At 72.2% G+C, this 4,192-nt stretch carries 3 protein-coding genes and 1 riboswitch; of the genes, 1 reads left to right on the top strand and 2 read right to left on the bottom strand.

The genetic code is table 11. The features are described from left to right. Positions 1-135: 135 nt before the first annotated feature. Both ACH443_RS19745 and glyA read right to left on the bottom strand, forming a co-directional pair. Entirely contained in the window at positions 136-1,020 is an 885-nt protein-coding gene (locus tag ACH443_RS19745; RefSeq protein WP_429766279.1) for a bifunctional methylenetetrahydrofolate dehydrogenase/methenyltetrahydrofolate cyclohydrolase, read from the bottom strand. Further along, the gene (gene glyA / locus ACH443_RS19740) at positions 1,017-2,300 is read right to left on the bottom strand and encodes a serine hydroxymethyltransferase (protein ID WP_429766278.1); all 1,284 of its coding nucleotides are present in this window, start codon (positions 2,298-2,300) and stop codon (positions 1,017-1,019) included. The genes ACH443_RS19745 and glyA overlap by 4 nt, the downstream gene beginning before the upstream one ends. A gap of 40 nt (positions 2,301-2,340) precedes the next feature. Beyond that, positions 2,341-2,428, bottom strand: a riboswitch (ZMP/ZTP riboswitch). A 255-nt stretch (positions 2,429-2,683) separates the two neighbouring features. On the opposite strand from glyA, the gene ACH443_RS19735 reads away from it, so the two are divergent. Continuing rightward, positions 2,684-4,048, top strand: coding sequence for an ABC transporter substrate-binding protein (locus ACH443_RS19735; protein WP_429766277.1), 1,365 nt, complete (start codon positions 2,684-2,686; stop codon positions 4,046-4,048). The last annotated feature ends 144 nt before the right edge of the window (positions 4,049-4,192 follow it).

The following is a 4,192-nucleotide window of genomic DNA, read 5'->3' as shown; positions in this document are numbered from 1 at the left end:
CCCGCCCCGGCGCCCCCGCGCGCGCCCCCCCCCGCTGAGCACCGCGCCCCCCCGGGGGGGCACCTGCGCCGCGGGGCCCCCCCGCCCCCCGCCCCCCCCCCCCCCCCCCCCCCCTCGCGGGGGGGCCCCGCTTCTCTATCTCGGCGTGGTGCGCTCCGCGGTGTCCACGACGTTGGCCAGCAGCATGGCGCGCGTCATCGGCCCGACGCCGCCCGGGTTGGGCGAGTACCAGGACGCGACCTCGCGCGCGGCCGGGTCGATGTCGCCCACCACGCGCGACTTGCCCGTCTCCGGGTCGGTCTCCCGGGAGACGCCGACGTCGACGAGCACCGCGCCCGGCTTGACCATGTCCGCCGTGACGATCCCCTTGACGCCGGCCGCCGCCACGACGACATCGGCCCGCTTCACGAGGGCCGGCAGGTCGGTGGTGCCCGTGTGGGTGAGCGTGACCGTCGCGTTGACGGCGCGCCGCGTGAGCAGCAGGCCGATCGAGCGGCCGACGGTCACGCCGCGGCCCACCACGACGACCTCCTTGCCCTGGAGGTCGACGTCGTGCCGCAGCAGCAGGTCGATGATGCCGCGGGGCGTGCAGGGCAGCGGGGAGGTGACCTCCTCGTTGACGCGCAGCACGAGGCGCCCGAGGTTGGTCGGGTGCAGGCCGTCGGCGTCCTTGTCCGGGTCGATCAGCTCGAGCACGCGGTTGGTGTCGACACCCTTCGGCAGCGGGAGCTGCACGATGAACCCGGTGCACGCCGGGTCCTCGTTGAGCCGCCGCACGGCCGCCTCGATCTCGTCCTGCGTGGCCGTGGCGGGAAGGTCCTCGCGGATCGACTCGATGCCGACCTCCGCGCAGTCCCGGTGCTTGCCGGCGACGTACCACTGCGAGCCCGGGTCCTCGCCCACGAGCAGCGTGCCGAGCCCCGGCACGACGCCGCGCTCGCGCAGAGCGGTCACCCGCTCGCGCAGCTCGGCCTTGATCGTGGCCGCGGTGGCCTTGCCGTCCAGGACCTGCGCGGTCACTGGGACAGCCCGGGGTAGAGCGGGAAGTCGGCCGTGAGCTTCGCGACGCGGGCCGCGAGCGCGTCGACGTCGGCCGAGGCGCCGTCCCGCAGGGCGACGGCGATGATGTCGGCGACCTCGGTGAACTCGGCGTCGCCGAACCCGCGGGTGGCGAGCGCCGGCGTGCCGATCCGCAGTCCGGAGGTGACGCGCGGCGGGCGCGGGTCGAACGGCACGGCGTTGCGGTTCACGGTGATGCCGGCGTCGTGCAGGAGGTCCTCGGCCTGCTGGCCGTCGAGCGAGGAGTTCCGCAGGTCGACGAGCACCAGGTGCACGTCGGTGCCGCCGGTGAGGACGGACACCCCCTGCTCGGCGACGTCCGCCTGCGACAGCCGCTCCGCGATGATCTGCGCGCCGCGCAGCGTCCGCTCCTGACGGTCCTTGAACTCGTCGGTGCCGGCGACCTTGAACGCCACGGCCTTGGCCGCGATCACGTGCATGAGCGGGCCGCCCTGCTGACCCGGGAACACGGCCGAGTTGATCTTCTTGGCGTGCTCCTCCTTGCTCAGGATGAAGCCGGAGCGGGGCCCGCCGATGGTCTTGTGCACCGTGGAGGACACGACGTCCGCGTGCGGCACGGGGCTCGGGTGCAGGCCCGCGGCCACGAGGCCGGCGAAGTGCGCCATGTCGACCCACAGCTTGGCGCCGACCTCGTCCGCGACGTCGCGGAAGGCGGCGAAGTCGAGGTGGCGGGGGTAGGCGGACCAGCCGGCGATGATGACGTCCGGGCGGTGCTCGAGGGCGCGCTTGCGGACCTCGTCCATCTCGATCCGGTACGACTGCGGGTCCACGCCGTAGGCGCCGACGTCGTAGAGCTTGCCGGAGAAGTTGATCTTCATGCCGTGCGTGAGGTGGCCGCCGTGGGCCAGCTCGAGGCCGAGGATCTTGTCGCCCGCGTTGATGAGGGCGTGCAGCACGGCCGCGTTGGCCTGCGCGCCGGAGTGCGGCTGGACGTTGGCGGCCTCGGCGCCGAAAAGGTCCTTGGCACGGGCGATCGCGAGGTTCTCCGCGATGTCGACCTGCTCGCAGCCGCCGTAGTAGCGGCGGCCCGGGTAGCCCTCGGCGTACTTGTTGGTCAGGACGCTGCCCTGCGCCTGCAGGACCGCGCGCGGCACGAAGTTCTCGCTCGCGATCATCTCGAGGGTGTCGCGCTGACGGGTCAGCTCGCCCTCGAGGACGGCGGCGATCTCGGGGTCGAGCTCCGCCAGGGGCGCGTTGAACGTGGGATCGGGAGTGCTCATCAGGCGTTCTCCAGCTGTGTCGGACGGACGTGTCGGACGACGACCGGGCCCAGGCGAACGACCCGTCGTCTGCACAGCGCGTCGCTCCCCGGTGGTGATCCACCTGTACGCCAGTCGCGACCCTCGCGATCCTAGCCGATCGACCCGCCCCGGGTCCTGGGCGACCACGGCGTCGCGCCTCCCTCGCCGGCCCCGCGCTCCCCCGCGACCCCGAGGATTCTCCCGCCGCCCTCTTCATCGTTGCAGAGGCGTGACCTGGGCCACTTGACCACGCCGCCCGAGCCGTGTCAGATTGGGCGCCGTCGATGGTTCTTCATCGATGTAAACCGCATCGGGGCGACGCCGCGCCGGAGCGGCCCGGATCTCCCCGAGAGGACCCCGTGATGAGGAAGTCACGACTGATCGCCGGCATCGCCACCGCCCTGGTGGCCGCCAGCACCCTCGCCGCCTGCGGCTCCGGCGGCGGGAGCGGCACCGACGACGGCACGCTCACGTTCATGTTCCGCGGTGGCGACGACGAGAAGAAGGCCTACCAGGAGGCCATCGACCGCTTCACCGAGGACACCGGTGTGAAGGTCAAGATGATCGTCACCTCGGCGGACCAGTACGCCCAGAAGCTCCAGGCCGCCGTCGCGGGCAACAAGGTGCCCGACGTCTTCTACATCGAGCAGGCCAGCCTCCAGTCCTACGTGAGCTCGGGCGTCCTCATGGACATCACGGACCAGGTCGCCGAGCAGGGGGTCGACCTCGACAACATCTGGCCGTACGGCGTCGACTCCTACCGGTTCGACGGCACCACCCAGGGCACCCCCGGGGGCAAGCTCTACGGGCTGCCCAAGGACATCGGCCCGTTCGCGTTCGGCTACAACGCCGACCTGCTCGAGAAGGCCGGGGTCGAGCGGCCCGACCCGGACGAGCCCCTCACCTGGGACGAGTGGCTGAAGATCTGCAAGAAGCTCACCCAGGACACCGACGGCGACGGCGAGACCGACCAGTGGGGCACCGGCCTCAACGTGCAGTGGAACTCGCAGTCCTTCGTGTGGAGCAACGGCGGCGACTGGACCAACGAGGACCACACGCAGGTCACCGTCGACACCCCGGAGTTCGCCGAGGCGATCCAGTTCATCGCCGACCTCACCGAGCAGGGCGTCACCCCGAACCCCGAGCAGGCGCAGACGCTCGACACCTACCAGCGCTTCATGGCCGGGGAGATCGGCTTCTTCCCCGTCGGCCCCTGGGACATGAGCGTCTACAACGACCTCGACTTCGAGTACGACCTCATGCCCTGGCCCGTCGGCAGGACCGGCGAGCCCGCCACCTGGGTCGGCTCGCTCGGCATCGGCGTCTCGAACACCACGGACCTGCCCGAGGACGCGGTGAAGCTGGCCACCTACCTGTCCACCGACGAGGCCGCGCAGCAGACGCTCGTCGACGCCAACGTCCAGATCCCGAACCGGATCGACACGGCGCAGGAGTGGGCCGCCGAGGTCGAGGAGGACGACTCGCTGAAGCCCAGGAACCGCCAGGAGTTCCTCGACATCGCCGAGGACTACGGGCGCGAGATGCCGGCGTCGTTCACCTACGGCGCCGAGTGGTACGACGAGCTCTGGGTCGGCATCCAGCCGGTGCTGGACGGCAAGCAGAAGGCGGCCGACTACCTCGCCGAGGTGCAGCCGCGCATGCAGGAGCTGCTCGACCAGTCGAACGCCCAGGCGGAGCAGGCCGCGGCGGCGGGCTCCGCGCCCTGATCCGGTCCCTGACCTGATCCCGCGGTGGGGGCGGCCCCCCCCCCCGGCCGCCCCCCCCCCCCCCCCCCCCCCCCCCCCCCCCCCCCAACCCCCCCGCAACGGGGGGCGAAACCCCGCGCACGGGCCCCCCCGGGCCCGCCATAC

It is taken from the genome of Isoptericola sp. NPDC019571 (assembly GCF_044389385.1).
In the GTDB taxonomy this organism is placed as follows: domain Bacteria; phylum Actinomycetota; class Actinomycetes; order Actinomycetales; family Cellulomonadaceae; genus Isoptericola; species Isoptericola nanjingensis.
Note: the sequence above shows the minus strand (reverse complement) of the source record. Positions and strands in the feature narration are given on the sequence as shown.